The organism is Blautia sp. CGZ-1-C1 (assembly GCF_056504575.1).
Window position 1 is genome coordinate 1 of sequence record NZ_JBWLUT010000046.1, and the last position, 26,681, is coordinate 26,681.

Sequence of the window (26,681 nt, forward strand, 5' to 3'; positions counted from 1 at the left end):
TATCTTATCTATACTGTTATTTCAACATAAGATATCGAAATGTACATCTGACAGCACTGTTTTTTTATCCAATGCCTTTATCAGAAATCCCTTATTTTAAGGCTTTTCCGGTCATTTCCTTTATCGTACTCTATTGGTACTGCATAAGTTGAAAATTTCACTTCAAACGAAGCATTAAAATGGTCTACCGCCTTAAGCAGGCCAATACTTCCTATCTGAATAAGATCTTCCATTTCCACCCCGCGCCCGACAAATCTTTTCGCCACACTGTATATCAATCCTGTATTTTCTTCAAACACTGTATCTCTTGCCTTTTTATCCCCCTGTTGCGATTTTGTGATCAAAGCAAGAGTATGATCCATTATTACCTCCCGATTGTTTTTTTCATATGAACCGTTGTTCCATCCCCCACCTGTGATTCCACAGTCACCTCGTCCATAAATGCTTCCATAAAGGTAAATCCCATCCCGGATCTGTCCTTCTCCGGCTTGGTAGTAAACATCGGTTCCATGGCTTTCGAAATATTTTCTATCCCTATTCCTTTATCAATTACATCAACCCATATGACCCGTCCCTGCATTCTGCACCGGACTTCTATTTTCTGCACTTTTCCTTCATAGGCATGAATAATGCAATTTGTAACAGCTTCTGATACCGCAGTTTTCAGATCTGACACCTCTTCCAAAGTAGGGTTTAACTGAGTACAGAAAGCAGCCACAGCTACTCTTGCAAGTCCCTCATTTTCAGGCCTGCTGTCAAATACGATCTTCATTTCATTGGTATTTTCCATAATATCTGCCTACCCCCTTCATCTAAGTACCCATTAACAGATTTCCACAAACTTATATACTCCGGACAAATGCAACAGCTTCTCAATATAAGAATTCACCCCTGTCGCCTGTATGCAGTCACCCCTCATTCCCATCATCCGGTATCTTCCCATGAGCAGTCCGATACCCGAACTGTCCATAAATGTCGTTCCAGAAAAATCAAAGGTAATTGTCCGGATATATTTTTTTCTGATGATCTCATCAGAATCTCTGCGAATCTCATCTGTTACCATATGATCCACTTCTTTTGGCAAATGAATAATCAGACAGTTTCCCTGTATTTCAAATCTGTTTTCCATAAAGCTTCTCCTCTCTATAACGCAAAAGAGATGCATATATTACATGCATCTCTTTTGTATCTTTCCATATTATGATATCAGTGTCAAAAGGTCTTTTGTCCCTAACTTGATATTATCAGTAACCTGCATCATCATAGGAACTTTCATCATAGTTTTCACTATCATAACTTCCATCATCGGAGCCGTCGTCATAACTTCCGCTATCATAAGAGCTGTCATCATAGGAAGTGTCATCATAATTTCCACTGTCATAAGAACTCGTATCATAGCTTCCTTCATCTGTCACATCCGAAGAAGAATTCCCTGATGTATCTGCACTATCTCCATTGTCATTAACATCTGTACTGTCAGTTCCATCTGCTGATGTACCATCCGTAGTTCCTTCGATTCCAGTCGTTCCCGTACTGTTACAGATAGTATTATAAATTCCCTTCAGATCCGCTGACAGCAGATCCGCATAGACATTCTGAATCTTAAGCGCCGCTTCATCCATATTCTGCTGCTGTAACGCCGCATATGCCTCGATCAGAGCTTCATAACTGCTGCTCTTTTTCTTCTCTTCTTCAATCTGCTTTGATGCCGCTTCTACAGTATCCCCGGACTCCTGCGCCTGACTCTGCGCTTTCGTCAGCTCTGCTCCCTGACTCGACACCGCATCACTATATTTCACGATCTGCTGATTCGCTTCTCTGTATATTCCCTGACGTATCGCAGGAACAGCCAGAAGATAAAACGCCAGTAAGCCTGCCGCAAATCCGGCAATCAGAGTAAAGAACAGAGAAACTCTCGATTTCTCTTTATACTGCGGCGTGCGGATTACCATATCACTCTCACTGCTGTCCACCTGTTTTTTACTTCTTTTATTCTGGCGGTCCAGACGTGTTGATACACCGGTCTGCTCATCAATCTCACTTAAAAATCGAAGCGTCGTTGTATTTGTTTTATCAATCTTCGCAGCTTTCCTTAAAGTCCGCCTTGCCTTGTTATATTCTCCCTCTTTAATCTGCACCAGCGCAAGAAGGTGATAGCCCTTTATCAGTTTTGGATTCTGTGTAAGAATCTTCTTCAGTCTGATAGCCGCCATATCCTCATGACCTTCCCGGCAAAGATTCAACGCATCATTATATTTTCTGATCGTCTCATTGATTGCTTCAAGTTTATTGGAATTCGCCTGCAATTTATTAATATATTCCGATGCCAGATTTCTGGACGGCTGCAGATTCTTGCTGATGACCCATTCACTGAGTGCAGCCACAACTTCTCCTGTCTCAAAATACACCAGTCCAAGAAGATTTCTTGCCTGAATATTATGCTTATTATACATGAGGCTCTGCTTCAGACAGCTGATTGCCCCTGAAAGATCGCGGACACTGGCTTTCTCCAGACCCTCGTTATAGCACTTTCTGGAAAGATAATCTACCTTCTTCTGAATCAGTACATTACATCCACATTTCGGACAGTAATCCAGGTCCTTGTCTACCAGGAACGCACCGCAATTCATACAATTCATGTGTTTCTCCTTATTTTACCCGTCTTCCGCTCTTCGCTTCCCGGAGAACCTCCTGAAGAACATCCAGAATATCTGTCAGTTCTCTGTTATAGATTGCGCCCTCCGCATCTGCCACGTCCAGACATGGTTCAAATTTCTTCAGTTCCTCTTCATAGTCTATCATTTCTTATTTCTCCTGATAATATCTTTAATCTCACCAACAAGATACAGTGAACCCACACAGAAAAGCATGCCATCTTCTCCCTTTGCTTCTAAAGCTTTGGAAAATGCCTGGTTAATATCCTCCACAGCTTCCACTGATGCAACTCCTGCCCCTGTAAAAAGTTTTGCGAATCTCTCTGCCGGAACTTCGCGGTATCCGCCTACAGAAGTCACCACCACATGACGAAACCTGATTCTGCTACAGATCGTATGTATCATATCCGTATAGTCTTTATCATCTACCGCTGAGAAAAGTAACGTCAACGGACATTCTTTCTGGAAATGTTCCGCTGTTTCCACAAATTTCTCTACTCCATCTTCATTATGCGCACCGTCCACGATCACGCCAGGAAGTACTGTTTCCATTCTTCCCTGCCAGCGTGTTCTGGCTATTCCCTCATGAATCTTATCCACAGACACAGGAATCACACCCTGCAAAACTTCTATCGTCTTCAGGGCAAGCGTACTGTTCATTACCTGATATTTCGCAATAAACGGAATTGAGAAAACTGTATCCCCATAATACTCATTTCGGAATGAAAAATCAATGCCTGCCGAAGTATTTCTGATAATTTCCGTATCTGTTCTCTTTACCTCATAAGCCGGACTTCCCATTTCTTTCGCCTTTGCAGAAATCACTTCCGCTGCATCCGGATCATTTCCATCATAGATTACCGGAACACCAGAAACAATAATTCCCGCCTTCTCTCCTGCGATCTTGGCAACTGTGTCACCCAGATACTGCATATGATCCAGACTGATAGAAGTAATGACACAGGCAACCGGATTCTCCACCGCAGTCGTTGCATCCATTCTGCCGCCAAGACCTGTTTCCAGGGTTACATAATCCACTCCTGCCTCTGCAAAAATCACCATTCCCATCAGAAACAGCATTTCAAAATAAGTCGGATGATAGCTTCCCTCTGCAACCAGTTCATCTGCAAGTGCTTTTACTTTCTCAAAAGCTTTCAGAAATGTATCATTGTCAATATTTACTTCATTGATCTGGAATCTCTCATTGATCTCAACCAGATGAGGAGAAGTAAACAATCCACAGGAGTAACCCGCTTCCCTGAGAATAGATGTCAGGAATGCACAGGTACTTCCTTTTCCATTTGTTCCCGCCACATGGATAACTTTAAATTTATCCTGTGGATTTCCAAGTCTTCTTAAACATTCTTTCGTGTGATCCAGACTGTTTTTCTTTGTAAATTTCGGAGTTTCATCAATATAAGCAACTGCTTCTTCGTAATTCATAAAAAATTCCACCACTTATCTATAATGTATTTGAGATATCCAGGGTCCCAATTTCAAAAAGTCGTTCGTGCCTGCACGATAAGACTTTTGAACTTGGAACCCGCCGGGATAATCCCGTAACTTTTCTAGTTACTCTAACATTATATAATAGTGGTGGAAGATGTCCAGTACCAATCGTAATATTTTATCCGACAAAATCTGGTTTCGCTGTTATTCCGTATCGGTATTGTTATTTAATTTCCATTTATTCTCTGAATAAAGCGCATAGCAGGAACGGTCATAACTCTTACTTAATGGTTTTCTTGTCGAACTGTTACTTCGCTGGATTACCGCCAGCCTGTCAAAATCATTCAGCTCTGTACCCGTAATCATCAGCGTAGTCGGATTGACATAAACCGTATCGTACCATTCTCCGTTCAGTTTCACTTCACTCGACGGTGTAAATTCCGTTCCCTTGATGTAATATGTATGATCTGTCTCCGAAATACACTGAATAGAATCCAGTGTCACATCATAGATTCCCATACGCATTCTGGTGCGAAGATAAGGACTCTCACCTCCGTAAGAATAACGTTCTCCGTACAGCAGGTCATACTGCAAGGTTTCCAGATCCACCTGATAGTTCTTGGTATTTCTTCTTGCCTGATGATAACGGAAAATAGTTCCCTCATGGATTCCCACACGGTCCATGACTTCTGCGGCCATCTGGTAGGCAGCCAGGTTTTCATTCTTCTTCTGAAGCCCGAAATTATCCCACATGACATATTCTGTCTGGAACAGATACTTATTATCCAGATCCTCGACAGTCAGTCCCATGGTCGGAAGATGGTCACCATACATAACCAGAACAACGTCCTCAGGATAATCTGCAAGCTTGTCTGTCAGCTCTTTGACAAAATTATCCATCTCATGGATCTCATTTACGTAATATTCCCATTTATTGTTCTCTTCCTCAGTCGGTGCACCGGAAACTGTGATCTCAGGATCCTCCAGAATCTGCTCATCCGGATATGCACCATGTCCCTGTACGGAAATAGTATATACATAATCCGGTCCCTCAGTGGAATCCAGACATTTCAGGATTTCATCTGTCAGAACCTCATCCTTTACCCAGCCATTTGGATTCTTCTCATTCTCTCTTGCCATGTACTCTTCGGAAGTAAAAGTATCAAATCCGAGATTCGGGAAAATAGATCTTCTTCCATAGAAGTTTGCTTCATTATTATGAACCGCATGGGTGGTATAACCCAGATTCTTCAGTACATAAGGTGCACTCTCACAGGTAGTCTCTCTCAGAATACTCTTATAAGGATATTCCCCGGGTCCGAAATAATGCATACTCATTCCTGTAATGGATTCAAACTCTGTATTGGCAGTACCTGCACCGACAGAGGGAACCTTATAATATCCTGAAGAATATTCCTCCATCAGCTTACGGAATGTCGGAATCGGGTCTTCTGAAATATTCAGGTAATTAACCAGCGTAGGATCAAAGAATGATTCCAACTGCAAAAACAGAATATTCGGACGCTTTTCTTCCTGCGTTTCCGGGAGATTCTTTTCCGTCTTCTCAATTCTTTTGATTTCTTTCTCAGAATAATCTCTCGGACAACTGATTCCCGTATTGAAAATCGTAGTTGCCAGACAGTAAGGATATCCATAATCCTCATATGCAAAAGCAATATTTCCAAAGTAATTGGAAAGCACCCTCTTCTCCAGTGCCAGTTGTGTACTTCCTGCAAAAAGAGCTGCCGCCAGCAGGATCAGAGGAATATTATAACGGTACTTTATCTTGTTTTGATACTTCGGTCCTTTGATAAAAAGAATCAAAAGTAAAATAACAAGGATTCCAAACAGGATGCAGACTGCCACAACACCTGCAGCAGGCAGGTATTTGTTGGCAACCTTCAAAGCATCTGTGATCAGATGCAGATCCGGTCCGGTAAACGGTGTAACACGGTTCAGCAGCAGTACGCCGTTAATAATAGCCAATATCAGCCAGAACAGTGTTACCAGGACTCTCCAGAACACCCTTCTGTGAAACAGATAAACAATCAGTGACGAGGTAAAAATAAATGCGGTATTATAGGCAAAAACCATAGGTTTCTGTGTCATATAATTCCATGCTTCTACGAACGAGTGACGACAAATCGCTTCCATAATAAAATATCCCACAGCACTTGCCAGTGCATGCAAAAGAAGGGAAATTTTATTACAAATCCTATATAATTTCATCTAAGCACTCCCTTATTTCTGTAACTGCTCTAACTGTCCTTTAACCTTATCCATCATTTCTTTGTATTTTGCAAGCTTATCCTTCTCCGCATCCACCTTGGCAGCAGGTGCCTTATTTACGAAATTCGGATTATTCAGCATGCCCTCGCATCTTGCGATTTCTTTTGCAAGACGTTCCGTTTCTTTTGTAAGACGCTCAATCTCTTTATCTTTGTCGATCAGGTCTTCCAACGGCATGTATACAACTGCGTTGGAAACAACTACGGAAACTGCATCTTCACTGATTCCGTTCTTGCCTGTCTGTACCAGGATCTCTTTTGCAAATGCAAGATTTACAAAGGATTTCTTACTGTTTTCATACATAGCAGCTGTGTCAGCATCTTTTGCTACGATATGCAGACTTGTCTTGCGGTTGTTCGGAACATTCATTTCTGTTCTTGTATTACGGATACCTCTTACGACCTCTTTAAATCCTTCGATTGCCTTCTCAGCATCCGGGAAGTTTCTCTCTTCTTTGTATACCGGCCAGTCGGAGATCATAATGGACTCTTCTTCCGGAAGAAGTGTACAGTAGATTTCTTCTGTGATAAACGGCATATATGGATGAAGAAGCTTCAGACCTTCTGTCAGCGCTGTTCTTAATGTCCACAGTGCATCGTTTGCTGCCTTCGGATCTTCCTCTGCCTTCCACAGACGAACCTTTGCCATCTCAATATACCAGTCGCAGAGCTCATCCCACAGGAAGTCATAAACCTTCTGTACTGCAATACCAAGTTCATATTTTTCCATGTTCTCTGTAGCTTCGCGGATCACTGTATTTAAGTGAGACAGAATCCATTTATCCTCTGCACAGAGATCATTTAAGTTCTCCGGTTCTGTCACTGTCTTGCCTTCCAGATTCATCATGATGAAACGGGAAGCATTCCAGATCTTGTTTGCGAAGTTACGGCTTGCTTCTACCTTTTCCCAGTAGAAACGCATATCATTTCCAGGTGCATTACCTGTCATCAGAGTAAGACGAAGAGCATCTGCGCCGTATTTATCAATAACTTCCAGAGGATCGATACCGTTTCCAAGAGACTTACTCATCTTACGTCCCTGGGAGTCACGTACCAGACCATGGATCAGTACATGATGGAACGGAACCTGATCAGTCTGCTCCAGAGCAGAGAATACCATACGGATAACCCAGAAGAAGATAATGTCATATCCTGTAACAAGTACATCTGTCGGATAGAAATATTCCAGTTCCGGTGTTTTCTCCGGCCAGCCAAGTGTGGAGAATGGCCATAATGCAGAACTGAACCAGGTATCCAGTGTATCCTCATCCTGATGAAGATGTGTGCATCCGCATTTCGGGCATTTCTCAGGCATTTCTCTTGCAACTACTACTTCACCACACTCATCGCAGTAATAAGCCGGGATTCTGTGTCCCCACCATAACTGTCTGGAAATACACCAGTCACGGATGTTCTCAAGCCAGTGAAGATAAGTCTTGTCAAAACGGGACGGAACGAATTTCAGATCTCCGTCATCCAGTGCTTTGATCGCAGCTTTTGCCATCTCATCCATCTTTACAAACCACTGTGGTTTGATCATTGGTTCTACGGTTGTACCACAACGGTCATGCGTTCCAACGCTGTGATTGTGCGGAACTACTTTTACCAGAAGTCCAAGTGCATCCAGATCTGCTACCATTGCCTTACGTGCTTCATAACGGTCCATACCGGCGTATTTTCCGCCAAGTTCATTGATAGTTGCATCATCATTCAGGATGTTGATTTCTTCCAGATTGTGACGGCGTCCAACCTCGAAGTCATTAGGGTCATGAGCAGGTGTAATCTTTACACATCCTGTTCCGAATTCTTTGTCTACATATTCATCAGCGATCACCGGAATCTCTCTGTCTGTAAGAGGAAGCTTCAGCATCTTGCCGATAAGATCTTTGTAACGCTCATCTTCCGGATTTACGGCAACAGCAGTATCACCCAGCAGAGTTTCCGGACGAGTAGTTGCAATCTCTACGAAACGTCCCTCTTCCCCTACGATCGGGTAATTGATGTGCCAGAAGAATCCGTCCTGATCCTCATGCTCAACCTCTGCATCAGAGATGGAAGTCTGGCATACAGGACACCAGTTGATGATTCTGGAACCTTTGTAGATATAGCCTTTTTCATATAATTTGATAAATACTTCCTGTACTGCTTTGGAACATCCCTCATCCATTGTGAAACGTTCTCTCTCCCAGTCTGCAGAAGCACCCAGTTTCTTTAACTGGTTGATGATCTTTCCGCCGTACTCCTCTTTCCATGCCCATGCATGTTTTAAGAATTCCTCACGGCCGATATCGTGTTTGTCAATGCCTTCTTTTTTCAGCTTGTCGATAACCTTAACCTCTGTAGCGATAGCTGCATGGTCAGTTCCCGGCTGCCATAATGCTTCATAGCCCTGCATTCTCTTGAAACGGATCAGGATATCCTGCATGGTTTCATCCAGCGCATGTCCCATGTGAAGCTGGCCGGTTACGTTTGGCGGCGGCATAACAATAGTAAACGGTTTCTTGTCCGGGTTTACTTTTGCATGGAAATAGCCGTTGTCCATCCATTTTTTGTAAAGACGCTCTTCGATTCCCTTAGGATCGTAAGTTTTTGCAAGTTCTTTGCTCATAATGTCCTCCTGATATTCTATCTCTGTAATAAAAGTATCTGCGGATCACTCCGCTGTAAGCAGTCAACGATAAAAAACGCCCTTTACACGCATTATACGTGCAAAGGGCGACATTAATCGCGGTACCACCTTAGTTTGTCTCTCATTCCCTTAACGCGGGATACGTGAAAACCTACCATGCGCGTATATAACTCTGATATGATTCATACACACTCACTTCAGCCTCCCGGCTCCAAAGCTACCTTCAGCACTTCTGTTCCCGGGAAACCTTCCAGCTTATAAGCTTCCCTCTCTGTGGGGCATTACCGCCTACTCCTCTTTTTCACAGCCTTTTTCTGGATTCTACTATAATGAAAAAAGCTTTTTTTGTCAAGGATGTTTCACGGGATTTCACAAATTTATGCCTGCAATTGTTTATCAAATGGATAAAATCAGCCTCTTTGCCAACTGCTAATAACTTAATAACTGTTCCGCAGTTTATTCGGTTAAATATATAAAAACAGCGAGCAAACATTTGGTTTACCCGCTGTAAAAGAAATCCTAAATTATGGTCTTTTTGTAAAAAGGGATTTTTATCTGCTATATTATTTACAGAGCTTTTTAAACTCGTCTGCTACGAACTGAACTTTCGTGCCGATTACAACCTGAACAGAATTTTTACCAGGTCTGATTACACCGGCAACTCCGGCTGATTTAATTTTCTTTTCATCAACAGCTGTGTAATCTTTGATTTCCAGACGAAGTCTTGTAATGCAGTTATCGATAGATGCAACGTTTCCTTTTCCGCCAACACCTTCTAAGATAATTTTTGCAACTTCTGTAAAGTTATCGTTTGCAAGCTTTACAGTTGTCTCATCTGTATCATCATCTTCTCTTCCAGGAGTCTTCAGATTAAACTTAAGGATTGCAAATCTGAATACCACATAGAATACGATGAATGCTGCGATTCCCAGAGGAATGATCAGCCATGTTTTCTGTGCTGCTGGCAGAGATGCTGAGAACAGAAGGTCTGTTGCACCTGCTGAGAATGAGAAGCCTGCGCGGAATCCTAATAATACTGTAACAACTGTAAAGATACCATATAATAATGCATAAATAACATAGAGTCCAGGAGCCAGGAACATGAAACCAAATTCGAACGGCTCTGTAACACCACAGATAAATGAACAGATTGCCGCGGAAGCTACCAGACCAATAGCAACTTTTTTCTTATTGTCCTTTGCACACTGGATCATTGCCAGAGCTGCACCAGGAATACCAAACATCATACATGGGAAGAAACCGGACATGTACATTCCAAGGCTCCAGCTTACATCTGCAGATGTTTCACCTGCCCAGAAATGAGTCAGGTCGCCAAGTCCGATTGTATCGAACCAGAATACATTGTTTAATGCGTGATGCAGACCTGTAGGAATTAAAAGTCTGTTCAGGAATGCATAGATACCAGCTCCAAGAGCTTCCATTCCGGCAATTGCGTTACCGATGGAGATCAGTGCACCGAAGAGGATCGGCCATACAAACAGTAACACTACAGATACGAGAATAGATACAACACCTGCGATGATCGCTACACAACGTTTGCCGCTGAAGAAAGAAAGCCAGTCCGGTAATTTTGTGCTTTTGAATTTGTTGTAACAGCTAGATCCGATCACACCTGCAAGAATACCGATGAACGGGTTTGCAATTTTGTTAAATGCCAGTGTTTTGTCTGCATTGTCTGCGATAGACGGGAACAGTGTTGTAACAAATCCTGTGCTTAACAGTGTTGTGATCATAAGCCAGGAAGCAAGCGCTGCAAGACCGCCTGTACCATCGTGGTCATCTGACATACCCACACCTACGCCGATTACGAATAACAGTGCCATATTATCGATCAGGGCACCACCGGCTTTTACAAGGAAAATACCAACCATCGGACCAAATCCGGTGATATCACCACCCTGCATACTTGCAGGACAAAGTAAATAACCAATACCCATGAGGATACCGCAGATTGGAAGACAAGCTACCGGTAACATCAGGGCTTTTCCTAATTTCTGTAAATACTTCATACTTTTTCCTCCTTAGATAGAATGATTTACTCTTTCAAATCCCCTTTTATTTATTTTTACCCGGACACCTCCGGAAAAAATACATGATTATTATTTTGTGATCACAATCACATCATCACCGGGCTGTACCTCTTTGTTATCCAGCCCCCGGACATCTCCATAGTCATCTGTATTACAGATAACAACAAGTGTACTGGTATCATATCCTGCTGCTTTGACCTTGTCCAGATCAATCTCCAGAATCAGATCTCCTTTCTTTACTGCATCACCGGAATGTACATGGCCTGTAAATCCATCACCGCCCATTTTGACTGTATCCAGACCCACATGGACCAGAATCTCCACACCATCAGTTGTAGTAAGACTGAATGCATGAAGGGTATCAAACAGTGTTTCAATTGTTCCGTCTGCAGGCGCATAAATTTTTCCGTCTGACGGAAGGATCGCTGCACCCTTTCCCAGCATCCCCTCACTGAAAGTCGGGTCATTTACACTGGAAAGAGGAACTGTTTTCCCCTTCACCGGAGATCCAATGATCAGTTCAGGTACCTTTTTCTTCTTAAAAAAATCAAACATACTTAAAAGCCTCCTTCTTTTTTACGTTTATAATTATCATTTTATAAATCTATAGTACTAACTCTGCGGATATGCACAGACAGATACATAATTTCTTCCTCAGATAATCTGCTGCCGGTTGCCTGCATGATATATTCCGCAACCTTTACACTGCATTGATATTCCCTGGGATATTTCCGCTGCATCAACAGGGACAGTTCTCTGTCCTCGCTGGAAAGCAGCTCTTTCCGGTAGATCCGCTGTATCAGAAACTTGATATGTGTCATAAAGCGCTCATAATGTAAAGATGATTCATCCAACAGTATTCCCAGATCACGTTCCACAATATCCACGATTGCCTGCATCTGATCCGGAAACTTCACTGCATCCCGGATATCTGTACCATATTCTGCATTTACGAAATGAAGAGCAATAAATCCTGCTTCATCCTCCGGCAAAAGAATACCAAGTCTGTCATGGATCAACTCTAACGCATAAATTCCTAATTGGAATTCCTGCGGATAAAAGCGCTTGATTTCCCACAATAATGCATTCTGCGGTTCTATTCCCTGGCTCACTCTTTCAATTGCAAAATTAATATGATCCGTCAGTGTCACATAAATGCTCTGATTCAGTTTTAATTTCAGATGATCCTTTGCATGAGAGATGATCTCGTCTGAAATCCTCACCCGTTCCAGCGGCATATTCGCCAACAGCTCCTTGAACTGTTCCGTCAGTGTCCGGCTTTTAATGCGAAAGATTTTACTGATCTGATCAGCAGGAACCACTTCTCCCTGTTTCTTTTTAAAACCGATCCCCCGTCCCATCACAATTACTTCTGCACCGGATTTCTCATATGCCGAGATAATATTGTTATTGATCACTTTTTCAATTATGATATTATCCATGTCTTTCCTTTTCCAAACGATATGTTGCCTGACAGCGGAGTAATTTCCCTGTAAATAAAAAAACCAGAATTTACAGACTGATTTCCTCAGCCATAGATTCTGGTTTTGCCTGCCTAACAGTAACAATCCGTATGTTTTTAATTGATAAAGCTATTATAACAAAGTTACAAAAATACGTCAACCCCACTTTTTATTTTATTAAAAATCGCTATTGTACTTTCATTCTTCTTTGTGTTCTATCTGATATTTTTCACATTTTGTCCTGTATTTTTTCATTTCTTCTTTCTGCAATAAAGCGACACATCGTTTATTCCACACTTTTCAGGGATTCTACCATATCGATCTTCTTTAATTTCTGATGCATAAACAGATTTACGATCATGGAGAATCCAATTGTCAGCAGTCCACAGTATAGGAAACTGACAGGATTGATATTTCTTCCAAACATAACCGCATCCACTTCCACAGTACGGATAATATACCTGTGCAAAAAGATTCCGAATACAGCCCCTGCCAGTACGCCGATGAAGGTAAGGATAACATTCTCCCTGTACACATAGGCAGAAACTTCATTATCATAGAATCCCAGTACTTTCAAGGTTGCCAGTTCTCTCTGACGCTCCGTAATATTGACATTGTTCAGATTATACAGAACCACGAAAGCAAGCATTCCTGCAGAAATGATCAGCACTATGATAACCGTATCCAATGCCCCCAGCATTCTGTGAAGCTGAGCCTCCAGACTGCTGGTATAGCTGATGCTTAACGCAGCCGGATGCTTCAGGATTTCATTTCCCACCTCAGATTCTGACTCTTTATATTCCTCTTTTACCGTGAATACAGTTGCAGAATAGTTCGGCTTCTCCCCGAATGTCTGTTCATAGACATTTCCTGTCATATAAATATAATGTCCCATGTAATTCTCTGTCACTGCTGCGATCTTTGTCTCATAATTTTTCCCATCCTTTGTGATGGTCATGGTATCCCCGACTTTCAGCCCTGTCAGAGCAGCCGTCTTCTCACTGATCACTGTACCTGCATCAGTCAGCTGATATTTCTCTTTTGTCTTTCTGTCCTGAAGAGTTACATCCTTATTAAAAGTCTCAAGATTCTCAGGCACATAAACATATACGCTGATATTGGATTTATTTCTTGGAACACTCATCTTGGTAAACTGGACATGGGTATATCTCTCAATCTGACTGTTATTTTTCAGGAACTCATCCAGCTCCTGTCTCTCCTTATCTGTTGCATCCTCATCATCAATGATCGTTCCTGTATAATGCTGAAGCTCCTGATATTGCCGTCTGGCAATATCCATAATGGAATCCCTGAGTCCAAAGCCTACCAGCATCAGCGCCATACTTCCCGAAATACCGAAAATCGTCATAAAGAAACGTTTTTTATATCGGAAAAGGTTTCTCAGCGTAGATTTCCATGTGAAATTCAGATGCTTCCAGAAAAATGGAATCCGTTCCAGCAGGATTCTCTTACCCTCTTTGGGAGCAGGGGGACGCATCAGTGATGCCGGAGTTTCCGCCAGAGCCCTGTAACAGGAGAAAATGGTGGCTCCGACGGTACACACAGTTGCCGCACCTGCTGCTATCATTGCAAATTTAAATTCGTAACGGATCTGGATATTGTTCATCATTCCCTTGTACATAATGCCATACCCGTTAATAATAACCCAGGGCAGGATCTTCTCTCCGATCAGAATCCCCAGGATACTGCCTCCCACAGTGGCAAGAAAAGCATACAGCAGATATTTGGATGCAATCGCATACTTGCCGTATCCCAGAGCCTTCATTGTACCGATCTGGGTTCTCTGTTCCTCCACCATTCGTGTCATGGTAGTCAGACTTACCAGTGCAGCCACCAGGAAAAAGATAACAGGGAAAACCTGTCCGATACTTCTCATTCTGTCTGCATTATCCCCATAATCTGAATATTCCGACAAATCATTGCGGTCCGTCACCATCCATTCCGGCATACTGATATCATCGATCTCATCCTGAGCATCCTGAATCTTCTTCTCACCGTCTGCGATTTCTTTCTCTGCATCCTTCTTACCGTCTTCGTATTCTTTTTTACCTTCTTCCAGATCCTTCTCAGCTTTTTTGATGTCCTTTCTGGAATCCTTCAGCTTCTGCTCGTTCTCTGAGATTTCCTTCTCGCCATCCTTCAGCTTCTGCTCATTGTCGGCAATCTCTTTCTCACCGGAAGCAAGCTTCCCTTCATTCTCCCGGATCTGTGCTTCTCCTGAAGCAAGTTCTGCCTCCTTCTCCTCTAACTGAGCCTGACTGGAATTTAATTTTGCTCTTGCAGCATCGATCTGTTCCTGTGCTGACTCAAGCTGGGCTTCTTTTTCCTGAATCTCTTTTCTGGCAGGCTCCAGCTTCTTCTCCTGAGCCTTCACCTCTTTCCATCCTGCATCAATCTTTGCCTGAGCATCGGGAAGTGCAGCCTCCTGTTGGTTTAATTCCGCTTCCTTTGTATCAAGTTGGGCAAGTCCGCTCTCCACCTGGCTTAACCCACTCTCCAGTTCACTTCTCGCTGCTGCGATCTGGTTTCTGGATGCTTCCAGCTGGGCAGCCTGACTGTCCACCTGCTCCTGATAAGCAGAAACCTGTGCTGCCAGAGCCGCCAGGTCTTCCTCAGAATATGTGCCTGAAGCTTGTGCCTGCTCATACTGTGCCTGCAATGCTGCAAGCTGACTTCTGGCACTCTCTAATTGAGCCTCTCCTTCGGAAAGCTGGGCCTCCTGCTGCTCAATCTGGGCAAGTCCCTGATTGCAGCTTTCCTTTTTGGCATTTAAGTCCTGTCTGGTTGCTGCAATCTGCTCTCTGTCTGACTGAATCTGCGCCTTGCCATTGTCAAGCTCCTGCTGGCTCCGGGTAAGCTGCTCCTTTGCATCCGCAATCTGCTTCTCACCGGCGCTTAACTGATTCTTGCCATCCTCAAGCTGAGCCTTTCCATCATCAAGCTTTGCCTGGTTCTCTGAAAACTCCGCCCATCCTGCATTCAGCTGTTCCTTTGCAGATGCGATCTGTGCTCTGCCACTGGCAATCTGCTCTTTCGCACTGGCAAGCTGGGATCTGCCATCCTCTAACTCCTTCTTTGCATCTGCAAGCTGGGCTTTTCCGTCCTCCAGCTCCTTTTTTGCATCTGCAAGCTTTTTCTTGCCATCCTTATATTCCTTCTTGCCATCTTTTAACTTCTTTTCGCCGTCCTCCAGTTCCTGTCTGGCATCCTCAAGCTTCTCATCAGCCTCCTTCTTGCCGTCTTCAAGTTCCTGTCTGGCATCTGCAAGTTTCTCATTAGCTTCCTCTACGATCTCATCATATCTGACCTGACACCGTTCTGCCTCAATCCCCTCCACTTGCTCCTGCACTCTCTCTATCAGGGAATCATAAGCATCTGTATAGCTGATCAGATCCTGTGTCCCATGAGCCTGCACATAGATCTGTGTATAAACCTCCTGATCAAAATCCTCAGGGAGCACATAGGCAAATCCATTAACCTCACCGGAACCAAGAGTAGAGTTTCCCCGGTTATAGGATATGTAAAGTGGACTCTCGCCTAAACCTACAACTGTGTAATCCGTCTTTTTCAGCAGTTCGCTGTCTCCGCCCTCTTTCAGGGTAATCTGATCACCCACCTTATATCCATTGCTCTCGGCAAAAATACAGTCAAGGAAAATCTCCCCGCTTTTTTCCGGAGCTTTTCCCTCTGTCACAGAGATCCGGTTCATGGTTTGATTCACAGCTTCCACATGGAGTACCTTCTGCTTCTCGCCTTCTCCACACATTACATCTGTACCATAGGCGCCCTCTGCATTCTCTACTCCGTCCACCTGCTTAATGGCAGCTACATCATCCTCCGTCAATCCCAGAGTTCCCACTACTTTGATATCCATAAGATTGGTTTCATCATAATAGGCATCACCTGAGAAGCGCATATCCGGTGACGAGGCCTGTATCCCGGAGAAAAACGCAACTCCCAGAGCAACGATCATAAATATGGAAATAAATCTGGCCTTACTTTTGCGTATCTCCATCCAGAAATCTTTATGCATTGCTTTCATACTAATCACCTACCATTCTATCTCCTCAATCGGTGTAGGATGGTCATTCATTGTCATCCTGGAAACCTTGCCGTTCTTGATCTTGATCACACGGTCTGCCATAGGTGTCAACGCCGAGTTATGGGTAATGACGATCACTGTCATTCCACGCTCCCTGCACATATCCTGCAAAAGCTTCAGGATTGCCTTACCAGTCTGGTAGTCCAGTGCACCTGTGGGCTCATCACACAACAACAGCTTGGGATTCTTTGCCAGTGCCCTGGCAATGGAAACTCTCTGCTGTTCACCGCCGGAAAGCTGTGCCGGGAAATTGGTCAGTCTGTCCTTCAGTCCCACTTCCTCCAGAACCTCCCTGGCATCCAGCGGATTTTTACAAATCTGCAATGCCAGTTCTACATTCTCCAGCGCTGTAAGATTAGGCACCAGATTATAGAACTGGAATACAAATCCAATATCATTTCTCCGATAGCCGGTAAGCTGCCTGCTGTTATATCTGGCAATATTCCTGCCATCCACCAGAACCTCTCCACTGGTAGCCTGATCCATACCCCCAAGAATATTCAGCACTGTCGTCTTGCCCGCACCGCTGGGACCAACAATCACTACGAACTCTCCCTTGGCGATCTCAAAGCTGATCTCATCCACTGCAACGATCTTTACTTCTTTGGTTCCATATATCTTGGAAACCTTATCCAGTTTTACATATGCATCTGTCATCTCACTCATCCGCATTTCCCCTGTAATTTTATTTTTGCCATACCGGTAATTTTATTCTGTTACAATTATTAACAATTCTTTTGACCCCGATTTATTTCCGTATTTATTTACAGGCAGGTCAAATTCTGACCTGCCTGGTAGTCTTAATGCTTATATTCATTGTAACACATTATACTTATAATTCAAAATAAAATATTCATAAAAAATCCAGATATTCCAAAACCGCCTGATCATCTCAGGCGGTTCATCATTTTGACTATGCACAGCACAAGCTTCCTTTCTTCTTAATTGTATGTACCAGAACATCTTATATCTTCTTTACCCGTTATTATTTTACATTAAACTGATGCAGAAAATATAAAAAAGGAATAAACATGCATCATCTGACCTCGAATCTTTATTTTTATTCTTACCTAATTTCCGCATGAAAGAAAAAAATCATGCTCATATACACACTTATGGTTTACAAATCACCAAAAGCAGCATCTTTATATAGTGAATTTGCAAATTCAAAAAATTTAAAGGAGGCAAAAATTATGCCAGGAACATTAACTTTCAGTGTTGTAAACTGGAAAGAATCTGATGCAGAATGTACATTCACAGTCGTAAACTCAGGTTTTGGTTATACCACACAGTTGCAGAATAAATACTACCATACTTCCTTTGGATTATTTATTCTGACAAATAACACCTTCTTTTTTGATATATATGCAGAAAAAAATTAAATTTCTGGTCTAAATCACTTTTCTACTTCACAACTATCTTCTTTACCTCTGACCATTTCGTATAATTCTTTGCATATCCTTTTACATAAGCACGTCCTGTAAGATAATAAACTCCAGGTTTTACATTTTTAAAAATGACTGTAGTTTTCGTCTGATTTTTCTTAGTATAAGCATAACCGCTGACATATGTATAACTTCCATCTTCAGATTGAGATACTTTCTTTGCCAGTATCCAGTCCGTTCCGTCACAGGATTTTGGTACAGTAAACTTCACCGTTACTTTTCTTTTTGTTCCCTGTCTGGAAACCTTTGCCGATTTAACAGCTGGTTTTCCTGTGACAAGGCTTGTCTTTACCGTTACTTTTTGAACTTCCGCCCACTTACTCAGTACTTTTTTATTTGATCCATCCAGATATTTATAGCCATGTACACCAATATACCAGTTTCCTTTCGGTACTCCTTTTAGAATGAGTTCCTTGCTGTTTCCTGAATATCTGCATTGTACCTTTATATAATCTGATGGCTCATCCCCGTCTTTACTTCTGGCAGCAACAACATCATAACCATCCAGTTCTTCTGTATTACTGCCAAGGATAATTTTAACGTCATTTTTCTTCACCTGTAATTTCTGAACCACAGGTGCATTCGGTGTCTTTATATTTACCTTTAACAGAAATCCTTCAGACCATTCACCATATTTCTCCGTATGACCACTTTCCTCTTTATATGCCCTGCAATAGAGATAATGCGTCCCTTCAGGAATATATTTCAGTTTAGGATAATGATTCAGTTCAGATTTTGCGACCTTCACCTGTGCGATATAATTTCCTTTTTCCAGTTCCTTTTGAGATTCTGCTGCTACAAAAAAATATCCGTCTGCTTCATTAGAAGTATCTCTTAAAGAAAGTTCTGCATAATTCGTGATCACTCTGGTCCATGTCGAATCAATCACCGGTCTGTTCAACACCTTGTACGCATCCACCTGTACCTTTATCTTTACAGACGTATCCAGCTCTTCATTGTTTTCACCTTCACGCAGTTCCAATTGTCCGTTAACTGTGAAACTTTGAGACGCCGTATTTTTCGGGTTATATGCGCAATTCTCCACATCCCATTTTACATCGGCAGAAAATGTCGTTTTTTCTCCATCCACTTCAGCACCATAGACTTTAAGAACCGATGGCAAATGTAAAGCATCAGCAGTTTTTTCTACGCCATTGGTAATTCCGGTCACAGGTTCAATGGTATCCACCAGTCCCTGAAATGTCCTTGAATCTACTCTGAAAGAATCCCAAATCTTCTTTGTTATAGTCTCTCCTGTCGCTGTTTTCGCAGTCACTGTCACTCCAAGATCATGTTCTCCAACTGGCAGTCCCATCTGCGGACAAAGACTCAGTTCTGTACTCTCTCCAGGTGCCAGACTGGTATTTCCGGATGATGATACACTACAGTCTTTGCTGTAATCGAAAGACAGTTCCATATTCATGTCCGTAAAATTTTTCAGAACATAAATTCTGGCTTCCGGAAGTGTCTTATATCCCCAGTGCATTATCGGGAAACTCTCGGAAGATTTTTCGGTAATTTCCAGACTCTTCTTTTCCGTTGGGTTCTTCTCTCTATTCATTGTGATATGAACCGGATATCTGCTTCCGTCATCTGCAAGGAAATCAAACGTTTCATCATATGTTCCGTATTCCTGCTTTGGCAGTACAAAAAAGTCCAGAGTTTCTCCCGGCTTCAGCAGTCTTTTGGAATCCTGTTCCTCATAATCCTCTGACCACTTTGCCATCTGATCATCTACCTCAAAATTCTTAAGACCAGAAGCATCTACCCGGACTCTTGTTTCTTTTTTTCCTGAATTTCTGACTTTCACATATTTCTCTACACGAAATTCCGGATCATAAAAATCACTTTCTGTAAGCTCTACATCCGTACCTGTTTCTATGCTTAACTCATAGTCTCTTTCAGAAGATTCACCAGACAGAGCCGAATCTGTTACTATGTCAGGAATATTTTCTGTTCCATCACTGAAAGATTCCCCTGTCGAAAAACTCTCCGCTCCCCATACGGTTAATGGAGCTGTACCCAGCATTACTGCTGACAAAAAAAGTGCTGTTATAACCTTGTATTCTTTCATCTCTTTTTCCTCCATTCAATAATATTGGTATATTGTCATAGTATATCACCATCTATATAAACCTCTGTAATTCTGGAATAAAATGTATTCTAATGGATATGAGTGTTTTGCCTGTATATTGAATTAATCTGTTTTCTTACCTGAATGACAAAAGCCCTCCCTACTGTGACATTCATTTTGTAGAGAGAGCTTCTATTTCTTTTTCCTATTTAATTTTTATTAAGAAGATTATCCTTAATCTCTTTCAGATCATTCTGAACCTGATTTAGAATTTGGAATTTTTCAGTCAAATTCTCAATCACTGTCTGGTAATTTTTTTCCCTTTCTTCCTGCTTTGCATCCCTTTGTTCATTGGATTTTACAATGTAAATCAAAAGAAAAACTGCCAGGACGGCCCAGATTCCCTGCGATATTGCAGTTTCCATAACCGTGGATTCCATATCTTCATACCTCCTTTCTCAGTAGTAAAACATTTCAGTTCCTCTGAGAAAGACAGAAAATCTCATGATTTGTCAACTCAATTCCTTTTAGAAGCTTATTTCTTCTGTTGTCAGACTTCGCATCTTTTATTTTTCTACAATCAATTCATATTTTTTCTATTTTCAGTTTCTGATTTAGGATAATAAGCGGGAATCCTCGGCAATTCAATTACCGAGATGAAAGCGCAAACTGTGCATATCTGCACTCATAATAAATAAAAATAACAAAACGGTTTTCATTCAATTTCTCCATTTCTCCATATAAAGCTGTATCCAGCATTATAAAGGAGAAAATATGTTCGATATTTTATTGCGAAATTTTTGATATCATGGTATCATATATGTATGAAAGAAAATCTTATACATTACCGTACTTGTGTGTGTAATATTAATTACCATATGGTATGGTCAGTGAAATACCTGAAGGGGATCTCCGGCAGGAAACTTTTCGAACGTTTTCCGGAAATAAGAAACCAGCTTTGGAAAGGGGAGCTGTGGAACCATTCCTATTATGTGGAAACGGTCGGATCTGTATCGGAAGAAAATATCCGCAGGTATATCGAACATCAGAGCAAAGCTTACTGATACGATGGAGGAGAGGAAATGCTGCTGTCAAAGAAAACATCCATAAAGGTCAGCCGGGAATATGCGAACCTCATCGGGCATATGTGCTATGCAGCATCCAAGCTCTGGAATGTCTGTAATTACGAGCGTCAGCATTACAAAGAAACAGGGATGGAGCAGTATCCTGACTGGTACTATCAGAAAAAAGCCCATAAAGAGGATCTGTGGTATAAACAACTCCCGTCCCAGACTGCCCAGGAAGTCTGCAAGCTGCTGGACAAGGCATGGAAGTCTTTTTATGCCCTGAAAAAATCCGGGGGGATCGAGACTCCCAGACCGCCGCGGTTTAAGCAGGAAAGTATCCCCATTACCTATATGCAGATGGGGATCGTGCATGAGCGGGATACGGACAGAGTCCGTCTGTCTCTTCCAAAGACATTAAAAAAATATATGGAAGAAACATATCAGATCCATGAAAACTTTCTTTACCTTGAAAATAAGATTTTCAGGGGCATGGATCAGATCAAACAGATGCGGATCTATCCGCCGGAGAAGGGAAGCTGTAAAATTATTGTTGTTTATGAGGTTCCTGACCAGGAAGAACTTCCACAGAACGGACATGAACTGTCTATTGATCTGGGGCTTCACAACCTTATGACGTGTTATGATTCTGAAAACGGGAAGACGTTTATCCTGGGCCGGAAGTACCTTGAATTGGAAAGATATTTCCATAAAGAGATCGCAAGGGTGCAGGCCCAGTGGTATGGGCAGCAGTCCGGAAAGGGAGTAAAGCATCCGGTCACATCAAAACATATCAGGAAGTTATATAAGAGAAAACAAGACTCAGTAACGGACTATCTGCACAAGATCACAAGATATCTTGCAGAATACTGCCGGGAACAGGAGATCACCTGTGTCGTTACAGGGGATATCCGGAACATCCGGAGAGAAAAAGACCTGGGACACAGGACAAACCAGAAGCTTCACAGCCTGCCGTATAACAGGATCTACATCATGCTGGAATATAAGCTGAAAAGATATGGGATCCGTTTTATAAAACAGGAAGAAAGTTATACCAGCCAGTGCAGTCCGCTGTCGCCAGAAGTAGGGAAAAGATATGCGGAACCGTCCAACCGGAAAGAGAGAGGGTTGTACAGAAATGGAAACAGAGTCTATAATGCAGATGCGGTAGGCGCATATAATATCCTGAGAAAATATCACTCCGTATCCGGAGTAAAAAAAGAACTGTCCGTAACCGGACTGAAAACACCGGAAATAATAAAAATAGCTGTATAGCTCTAAAGAGCAAACAGTAGTGGTGCCATGGATGCACCCTGAAAAAAGGCGGTATCCCGCCTTAATTCAGATGCTCTGGTAACTCAGTTGCCGAGTAATTCACTCTTACAATGCATTCCTTAATCGAGGGTGTAAAAATTCTTGTGTCTATGGAAAGTAAATCTTTCTGATAAGAAATAGATATGTAAAATTTTGCTGTCGAATTAATGATTATGTGGCTGTCGAATATATCTTTGTACTTACAGTATTGCCATGTAGGAAAATTATATACATCATTTTCGATTTTTTTGCATGACAAGTAAGGCATCATGATTATTGCCTTTTGTGGGCTCTGCCCACACCCGACCTCTGGAATAGGATCGGAAATTTCTGGCAATAATATAAATGCCGAAGGAATAGACAGAGAGCAGGAATGAGGGGCTTAAAAGAGCTTCCCCATTCCTGCTTTTCTTTTCTCTTACAGATAAGCAGTAAGCCGTTCTCCGTAAAGGACTATCAGCTGATTCAATACCTGATCCCAGTTCCGGTATCTCTGCGTCCACTTTTTGACTACGTTCTCGCTGGCAAGATACAGCATCTTTTCCAATGCAGAATCGCTTGGGAATACGCTTTTCGTTTTCGTGACTTTCCGATACTGGCGGTTCAATCCTTCTATGATATTTGTCGTGTACATAATGCGTCTGATGTCATTAGAAAACTGGAAAAAGGAACTTACATCTTCCCAATTATTTTCCCAGTTACTGATCGCGTACGGATATTTCTTCCCCCATTTTTCTTTCATGTTCTGCAACTCTGTTAAAGCGGCTGTTTCGTTCGGAGCATTGTACACTTCTTTGAAATCCGAGGAAAACTTTTTCAGATCATTATAATTTACATATTTGAAAGAATTGCGTAGCATATGGATCACACATCTCTGGATCTCTGCCTGCGGATAAACTGCCTGAATAGCTTCTTTAAAACCCGGAAGACCATCCACGCAGAAGAAAAGGACATCTTTTACTCCGCGGTTCTTAAGATCATTAAGCATCCCAAGCCAGAACTTGCTGGTTTCATTTGCGCCTACTGTAATGCTGAGGATATCTTTGTATCCCTCCACTGTAACGCCAGGAACTACATACGCAGCACGACTCAGGATTCTGCCATCCTCACGTACTTTATAATGAATACAGTCCATAAAGACAAACGGATAAACCGGGTTCAGAGGACGGGACTGCCATTCCTTAACCTGAGGAAGTATCTTGTCTGTGATCTTGCTGACCATTTCAGCTGATAGCTCAATTCCATAAAGATCCTGGAGCTGGTCGTGGATGTCACGTGTACTCATACCACGGGCATATAAAGATATCACTTTTTCCTCACTCCCGGAAATATCTCTCTGGTATTTAGGGATGAGTTTTGGTTCAAACTCACCGTTACGGTCTCTTGGTACGTCGATTTGAAATTCACCGTATTGACTCTTTAAGTTTTTTGTAGAATGACCATTTCTTTTATTGTCTGTCTGTAGATCTCCCTTATGGTTTTTCTCGTAGCCAAGAGTTGCATCCAGTTCTGCCTCCATCAGCTCCTGCAGGATATCCTTGAAACTGTCTTTCAGAAGCGTGTATATATCTGCAACGCTATTAATGTTGTTTTCTGAGATGATCTGTCGAATATGTTCTTTTGCAACTGCCATAAAAAATACTCCTTTTCGATAAGAATTGTCATATCTGAATTCTTACCAAAAAGGAGTTATTTTTTACCAAAAACACAAACTATTTTACACTACCCCTTAATTCTGCATTTCCACAGGTTCATATTCTATGTGGATATCAGATGTTTTATCATCCTTTACCACAGGAAGTTTAAACGGCGTTTTTATCTTTTCCTCTGTTCCCATTGCACTTATAAGAACTCTGCTGTTTCCTCTGCCCCATGTGAGAACAGGGAGCATTCCTGTATGTATAACCGAATTTGCCAATTTTATTTCTGTACTTTTGTTTATTTTTTCTTCTACACTACTTCCGTCTTTTTCTGATTGTTGTTTTAAATATCCCGGATACGTTTCCATATCGATAATCACAGGATATTCTCCATGTGCGATAATATTTTCACCATGAAGATCTGTTGCTCCAAGGGCATATCCCAAAAACAGATGTATGCCCATTCTGAAATAATAATGCTCCACCTCACTTTCGTTTTTACAGGGAATATTCTCAATTTTTTCTTCCCATCCATAGGAATCATGAGATAAATATTGTACCGTCCTGCAGGAAATTCCTGTTTTTCTGCATAAATAGTTATAAAGTTCCTGATATTTTATATTCTTATCAAGACTATGTGGCTTATAGTACAGAATTGTTCCATTATCCAATTCTACCTTCGCCACACTTCGTCCTCCTCTGTGTGTATCGCCTTTCGACATGTAAATTCCCACAGTCCCCGGAAAACTTTCTTCCATCACAGAATATTTTTTGTATCTGTTCTTTTTCTGCATAAAGAGATTTCCTGATTTCACATTCTGCTCTCTGGATAAAGTTATTTTTTAATTCAAGCAGAGCGTTTTAACTCGGGATATTCCTGCAGTAAAGATTTTATATATGTTGCATTGTTAAGATATTTTTTTTCATAATAATCATATTGTTCTTCAGAAGTATTTCCTTTCAGATTGCCTTTCGCCTTTTGTTCATGAATACTCAATATAAAAATCCGTTCTGATATCGCATTATTATAATGATTAAAGTCTGGCATACCTTTTCTATTTCCTTTAACAACATATTGAAAAAAAAGATCCGTTATGTAAAGTATATGCTTCCACTTCTACTCCATTTTCTTCATAAAACAGTTCTATTTCCTTAAGTTCTTCCTCAATACATCCAATAAATTCTTCTGTCATTTTTTTATCTCTCCTTTAACTTTTACTTAAAATAATAATTACCTGAAAAAAATCAGAATCATATTTAAATGTGATATTTCCATCATATATCTTTTTACAAGTCTCTTTTACACTTTCAATTCCCCATCCATGACCTTCCGCTTCTAATTTATCTGTTACAAATTTTCCGCGTTTTACATCAGGAATTCTCGTACTTGTATTCCACATTTTCATCATCAATACATCATTTATATTCTTTATTCTTAAACAAATCTTCTTTTCCTTACTCTTAACAGCCGCATCTATTGCATTATCAAATAAATTGCTTAATATAATAACCAAATCAGTAGTATTTATAATCGTATCATCCACCGAAGCATCTAATTCAAAATTTATATCCAAAGCATCCATTTTTCTTTTTTTCATAGTAATTGTTTTGTCAAGTACATCTATACCTGTCCAAAACTTTTTTTCTTCATCTCTGAACTTTTTCTGATTATCTGCAACATATGCCGCAATTCCATTTAAGTCTTTTGTTTTGTCTACACTCCTTGTATAAAACTTAACATATGCTTTTGATCATGTATAATACATCTATATTTTTGATATGCATCTTCTAATTCCTGATATTGCTGCTCTACAGCTCTATTTTTCACCTCCAAAATATTTTTTTCTATATTAACACTTTTAACAAAAAAAAACATAAATAAAATCATCAATACTACGGCAATTCCTGATACTACTACTATAGTAATTACCAGATTCTCTATTTTAAGGATTTTATTTTGTATGCTTAGTAAAAAATACAAAAGTATATATTCGACTAATGCAAAACCATAGAAAAATTTTTGATTACCTCTTAAAAATGTCACCAGCATATTTATTTACGCGAAACAATTTTAATAACAAAATTATCACAACGCTTATAACCAGCAAATAAATTCCTGAGCTATAAGAGTGCATATTTTGGAAATAAATATATTCTCCTATTTTTCTTTTTTTAATCACGCAAACTGTGATAATATATAATAATTTTAATAGCCCTATATTAGTCAAATATAAAAATTCCCAAATATAAGATTGAATAAATGTGCACCGAAAAAAAATTGTCAAAAATATCGGAAGATATAGATTTCCAAATACTATTACATTTCCAGATATATACGCTGTCCAATATTGACAGGTCACAAGAACAACAATCATAACAAAAAAAAGCACACTTTGAAAATTTCTTATTCTTTTTAACCTAACTACACAATCCGGTATTAAACATATTCCCACCAGCACCAGTAATATAATAAGTATTGTTTTTTTG

At 41.1% G+C, this 26,681-nt stretch carries 21 protein-coding genes, 2 pseudogenes and 1 other annotated feature; of the genes and pseudogenes, 3 read left to right on the forward strand and 20 right to left on the reverse strand.

Annotated elements, in window-relative coordinates:
- Positions 1-131 precede the first annotated feature (131 nt).
- The 13 genes and pseudogenes from AC058W_RS02805 to AC058W_RS02865 form a co-directional block, all read right to left on the reverse strand.
- Positions 132-362, reverse strand: a pseudogene (locus AC058W_RS02805) (sigma-70 family RNA polymerase sigma factor); the annotation flags it as partial.
- A 2-nt stretch (positions 363-364) separates the two neighbouring features.
- Positions 365-790: an anti-sigma F factor gene (gene spoIIAB / locus AC058W_RS02810; RefSeq protein ID WP_117675279.1), complete on the reverse strand. Its 426-nt coding sequence runs from the start codon at positions 788-790 to the stop codon at positions 365-367.
- Between the two features lie 33 nt (positions 791-823).
- Positions 824-1,129, reverse strand: a complete 306-nt coding sequence (locus AC058W_RS02815; RefSeq protein ID WP_117675281.1) for an anti-sigma factor antagonist — start codon at positions 1,127-1,129, stop codon at positions 824-826.
- A gap of 115 nt (positions 1,130-1,244) precedes the next feature.
- Positions 1,245-2,639, reverse strand: a complete 1,395-nt coding sequence (locus AC058W_RS02820) for a tetratricopeptide repeat protein (protein ID WP_117675283.1) — start codon at positions 2,637-2,639, stop codon at positions 1,245-1,247.
- Between the two features lie 10 nt (positions 2,640-2,649).
- Positions 2,650-2,802: a hypothetical protein gene (locus AC058W_RS02825; RefSeq protein ID WP_178762108.1), complete on the reverse strand. Its 153-nt coding sequence runs from the start codon at positions 2,800-2,802 to the stop codon at positions 2,650-2,652.
- Positions 2,799-4,097, reverse strand: coding sequence for a bifunctional folylpolyglutamate synthase/dihydrofolate synthase (locus AC058W_RS02830; RefSeq protein WP_479389679.1), 1,299 nt, complete (start codon positions 4,095-4,097; stop codon positions 2,799-2,801). Before AC058W_RS02830 ends, AC058W_RS02825 begins: the two co-directional genes overlap by 4 nt.
- Positions 4,098-4,307: 210 nt before the next feature.
- Positions 4,308-6,332, reverse strand: a complete 2,025-nt coding sequence (locus AC058W_RS02835; RefSeq protein ID WP_479389680.1) for an LTA synthase family protein — start codon at positions 6,330-6,332, stop codon at positions 4,308-4,310.
- 12 nt (positions 6,333-6,344) lie between these two features.
- Positions 6,345-8,999 (reverse strand): valine--tRNA ligase, encoded by a 2,655-nt coding sequence (locus AC058W_RS02840; RefSeq protein WP_118630388.1) that lies wholly within the window; start codon positions 8,997-8,999, stop codon positions 6,345-6,347.
- Between the two features lie 100 nt (positions 9,000-9,099).
- Positions 9,100-9,334: a binding site (T-box leader), on the reverse strand.
- A gap of 249 nt (positions 9,335-9,583) precedes the next feature.
- Positions 9,584-11,050, reverse strand: coding sequence for a PTS transporter subunit EIIC (locus AC058W_RS02845; RefSeq protein WP_119243993.1), 1,467 nt, complete (start codon positions 11,048-11,050; stop codon positions 9,584-9,586).
- A 90-nt stretch (positions 11,051-11,140) separates the two neighbouring features.
- The gene (locus tag AC058W_RS02850; RefSeq protein WP_118516592.1) at positions 11,141-11,626 is read right to left on the reverse strand and encodes a PTS sugar transporter subunit IIA; all 486 of its coding nucleotides are present in this window, start codon (positions 11,624-11,626) and stop codon (positions 11,141-11,143) included.
- A gap of 41 nt (positions 11,627-11,667) precedes the next feature.
- Positions 11,668-12,504, reverse strand: a complete 837-nt coding sequence (gene licT, locus AC058W_RS02855) for a BglG family transcription antiterminator LicT (protein ID WP_118516598.1) — start codon at positions 12,502-12,504, stop codon at positions 11,668-11,670.
- Between the two features lie 316 nt (positions 12,505-12,820).
- Positions 12,821-16,597 (reverse strand): FtsX-like permease family protein, encoded by a 3,777-nt coding sequence (locus AC058W_RS02860; RefSeq protein ID WP_479389687.1) that lies wholly within the window; start codon positions 16,595-16,597, stop codon positions 12,821-12,823.
- A 9-nt stretch (positions 16,598-16,606) separates the two neighbouring features.
- The gene (locus AC058W_RS02865; RefSeq protein ID WP_022381281.1) at positions 16,607-17,323 is read right to left on the reverse strand and encodes an ABC transporter ATP-binding protein; all 717 of its coding nucleotides are present in this window, start codon (positions 17,321-17,323) and stop codon (positions 16,607-16,609) included.
- Between the two features lie 527 nt (positions 17,324-17,850).
- Between AC058W_RS02865 and AC058W_RS02870 the strand changes: the two genes are divergently transcribed.
- Positions 17,851-18,039, forward strand: coding sequence for a hypothetical protein (locus tag AC058W_RS02870; RefSeq protein ID WP_118613786.1), 189 nt, complete (start codon positions 17,851-17,853; stop codon positions 18,037-18,039).
- 22 nt (positions 18,040-18,061) lie between these two features.
- Here the strand turns inward: AC058W_RS02870 and AC058W_RS02875 are convergent, their stop codons facing one another.
- Positions 18,062-20,176: a hypothetical protein gene (locus tag AC058W_RS02875; RefSeq protein WP_479389681.1), complete on the reverse strand. Its 2,115-nt coding sequence runs from the start codon at positions 20,174-20,176 to the stop codon at positions 18,062-18,064.
- A gap of 209 nt (positions 20,177-20,385) precedes the next feature.
- Entirely contained in the window at positions 20,386-20,616 is a 231-nt protein-coding gene (locus tag AC058W_RS02880) for a BhlA/UviB family holin-like peptide (protein ID WP_008707205.1), read from the reverse strand.
- A 342-nt stretch (positions 20,617-20,958) separates the two neighbouring features.
- On the opposite strand from AC058W_RS02880, the pseudogene tnpA reads away from it, so the two are divergent.
- Both tnpA and AC058W_RS02890 read left to right on the forward strand, forming a co-directional pair.
- Positions 20,959-21,240: pseudogene (gene tnpA / locus AC058W_RS02885) on the forward strand (IS200/IS605 family transposase); the annotation flags it as partial.
- 18 nt (positions 21,241-21,258) lie between these two features.
- On the forward strand, positions 21,259-22,515 hold the full coding sequence (locus tag AC058W_RS02890; protein WP_479389682.1) for an RNA-guided endonuclease InsQ/TnpB family protein: 1,257 nt from the start codon (positions 21,259-21,261) through the stop codon (positions 22,513-22,515).
- A 457-nt stretch (positions 22,516-22,972) separates the two neighbouring features.
- On the opposite strand, the gene AC058W_RS02895 is transcribed toward AC058W_RS02890, so the two are convergent.
- The 5 genes from AC058W_RS02895 to AC058W_RS02915 form a co-directional block, all read right to left on the reverse strand.
- Positions 22,973-24,187, reverse strand: coding sequence for an IS256 family transposase (locus AC058W_RS02895; protein ID WP_479389683.1), 1,215 nt, complete (start codon positions 24,185-24,187; stop codon positions 22,973-22,975).
- Between the two features lie 96 nt (positions 24,188-24,283).
- A complete protein-coding gene (locus AC058W_RS02900) occupies positions 24,284-24,988 on the reverse strand; it encodes a type 2 lanthipeptide synthetase LanM (protein WP_479389684.1) in 705 nt (234 codons plus the stop codon).
- Positions 24,989-25,258: 270 nt separating this feature from the next.
- Positions 25,259-25,387 (reverse strand): hypothetical protein, encoded by a 129-nt coding sequence (locus tag AC058W_RS02905; protein ID WP_256387810.1) that lies wholly within the window; start codon positions 25,385-25,387, stop codon positions 25,259-25,261.
- Positions 25,388-25,402: 15 nt separating this feature from the next.
- Positions 25,403-25,792 carry a GHKL domain-containing protein gene (locus tag AC058W_RS02910; RefSeq protein WP_479389685.1) on the reverse strand — a complete coding sequence of 130 codons (390 nt, stop codon included), beginning with the start codon at positions 25,790-25,792 and terminating at the stop codon, positions 25,403-25,405.
- 116 nt (positions 25,793-25,908) lie between these two features.
- A complete protein-coding gene (locus AC058W_RS02915; protein ID WP_479389686.1) occupies positions 25,909-26,244 on the reverse strand; it encodes a hypothetical protein in 336 nt (111 codons plus the stop codon).
- Positions 26,245-26,681 lie beyond the last annotated feature (437 nt).

Coding starts and splice junctions, on each gene's coding strand:
- AC058W_RS02900 (WP_479389684.1), bottom strand. CDS start 24,988: ATGCAGAAAAAGAACAGATACAAAAAATATTCTGTGATGGAAGAAAGT.
- AC058W_RS02820 (WP_117675283.1), bottom strand. CDS start 2,639: ATGAATTGTATGAATTGCGGTGCGTTCCTGGTAGACAAGGACCTGGAT.
- AC058W_RS02815 (WP_117675281.1), bottom strand. CDS start 1,129: ATGGAAAACAGATTTGAAATACAGGGAAACTGTCTGATTATTCATTTG.
- AC058W_RS02870 (WP_118613786.1), top strand. CDS start 17,851: ATGCCAGGAACATTAACTTTCAGTGTTGTAAACTGGAAAGAATCTGAT.
- AC058W_RS02910 (WP_479389685.1), bottom strand. CDS start 25,792: ATGAAAAAAAGAAAAATGGATGCTTTGGATATAAATTTTGAATTAGAT.
- AC058W_RS02835 (WP_479389680.1), bottom strand. CDS start 6,332: ATGAAATTATATAGGATTTGTAATAAAATTTCCCTTCTTTTGCATGCA.
- AC058W_RS02915 (WP_479389686.1), bottom strand. CDS start 26,244: ATGCTGGTGACATTTTTAAGAGGTAATCAAAAATTTTTCTATGGTTTT.
- AC058W_RS02850 (WP_118516592.1), bottom strand. CDS start 11,626: ATGTTTGATTTTTTTAAGAAGAAAAAGGTACCTGAACTGATCATTGGA.
- spoIIAB (WP_117675279.1), bottom strand. CDS start 790: ATGGAAAATACCAATGAAATGAAGATCGTATTTGACAGCAGGCCTGAA.
- AC058W_RS02880 (WP_008707205.1), bottom strand. CDS start 20,616: ATGGAATCCACGGTTATGGAAACTGCAATATCGCAGGGAATCTGGGCC.
- AC058W_RS02830 (WP_479389679.1), bottom strand. CDS start 4,097: ATGAATTACGAAGAAGCAGTTGCTTATATTGATGAAACTCCGAAATTT.
- AC058W_RS02905 (WP_256387810.1), bottom strand. CDS start 25,387: ATGACAGAAGAATTTATTGGATGTATTGAGGAAGAACTTAAGGAAATA.
- AC058W_RS02840 (WP_118630388.1), bottom strand. CDS start 8,999: ATGAGCAAAGAACTTGCAAAAACTTACGATCCTAAGGGAATCGAAGAG.
- AC058W_RS02860 (WP_479389687.1), bottom strand. CDS start 16,597: ATGAAAGCAATGCATAAAGATTTCTGGATGGAGATACGCAAAAGTAAG.
- AC058W_RS02875 (WP_479389681.1), bottom strand. CDS start 20,176: ATGAAAGAATACAAGGTTATAACAGCACTTTTTTTGTCAGCAGTAATG.
- AC058W_RS02890 (WP_479389682.1), top strand. CDS start 21,259: ATGCTGCTGTCAAAGAAAACATCCATAAAGGTCAGCCGGGAATATGCG.
- AC058W_RS02865 (WP_022381281.1), bottom strand. CDS start 17,323: ATGAGTGAGATGACAGATGCATATGTAAAACTGGATAAGGTTTCCAAG.
- AC058W_RS02825 (WP_178762108.1), bottom strand. CDS start 2,802: ATGATAGACTATGAAGAGGAACTGAAGAAATTTGAACCATGTCTGGAC.
- AC058W_RS02895 (WP_479389683.1), bottom strand. CDS start 24,187: ATGGCAGTTGCAAAAGAACATATTCGACAGATCATCTCAGAAAACAAC.
- AC058W_RS02845 (WP_119243993.1), bottom strand. CDS start 11,050: ATGAAGTATTTACAGAAATTAGGAAAAGCCCTGATGTTACCGGTAGCT.